The following is a 1,079-nucleotide window of genomic DNA, read 5'->3' on the forward strand; positions in this document are numbered from 1 at the left end:
AGCCCTATATCGTGCAGCGCTACCTCAAGGACGTGCGCAAGGGCGACAAGCGCATCATCCTGATCGACGGCGAGCCGGTGGGCGCCATCAACCGCGTGCCGGCCGAGCACGATTCGCGCTCCAACATGCATGTCGGCGGCCGCGCCGAGAAGACCGAGCTGACGGAGCGCGAACGCGAGATCTGTGCCCGCATCGGGCCGGCGCTCAGGGAACGCGGCTTCATCCTCGTCGGCATCGATGTCATCGGCGACTACATGACCGAGATCAACGTCACCTCGCCGACCGGCGTGCGCGAGGTGCGGCGCTTCGGCGGCGCGGACATTGCTGCCCTGTTCTGGGACTGCGTGGAAGGGAAGCGGAAGTAGCGCCCCTCAGCTGCCCGGTGGGCGGGACCGTATGTTCCCGTAATGTTCTTGCTTAAGCTGCAAATCTGTGGTTGTCTAACCTGATCCCGCTCGCCGCCTGATCGCAGGACCGGCGAGCGAGCCGGTATCCGGGGGCTTGAGACAAGATGGTAGCGCGGGTTCGCACGGTGGCTTTCCAGGGCATCGAGGCCGTGCCGGTCGATGTCCAGGTGATGATCGCGCCGGGCAAGGTCGGGATGCAGATCGTCGGTTTGCCGGACAAGGCGGTGGCAGAGAGCCGGGAACGCGTGCAGGCCGCGCTTCATGCGTCCGGCCTGTCGATGCCGTCGAAGAAGGTGACGGTGAATCTCGCGCCGGCGGACCTGCCCAAGGAAGGCAGCCATTACGATCTGCCGATCGCGCTCGGATTGATGGCCGCGCTCGGCGCCATTCCTGGCGATATGCTGGCCAGCTATGTCGTGCTCGGCGAATTGTCGCTCGACGGCACCATTGCCGCTGTCGCCGGCGCGCTGCCGGCGGCGATCGGCGCCAACGCCGAAGGCAAAGGGCTGATCTGTCCGTTCGCCTGCGGGCCGGAGGCAGCCTGGGCCGGCAAGGATTTCGATATCCTGGCGCCGCGCAGCCTGATCGCCATCGCCAACCATTTTCGCGGCACCCAGGTGCTGTCGCGTCCCGAGGCCGGCATCCAGGTCGCCGCGCGCGATCTGCCGGACC

Annotated in this window: 1 protein-coding gene and 1 pseudogene; both read left to right on the forward strand. The window is 66.7% G+C overall.

The features are described 5' to 3' along the window. Positions 1 to 365 (forward strand): annotated as a pseudogene (locus EOA60_RS34375) (glutathione synthase); the annotation flags it as partial. Between the two features lie 146 nt (positions 366 to 511). After that, positions 512 to 1,079: magnesium chelatase domain-containing protein (locus EOA60_RS34380; RefSeq protein WP_164899829.1), on the forward strand; the 568-nt coding region annotated here is incomplete at its 3' end.

Source organism: Mesorhizobium sp. M1A.F.Ca.IN.020.06.1.1, from assembly GCF_004023265.1.
Taxonomy (GTDB): domain Bacteria; phylum Pseudomonadota; class Alphaproteobacteria; order Rhizobiales; family Rhizobiaceae; genus Mesorhizobium.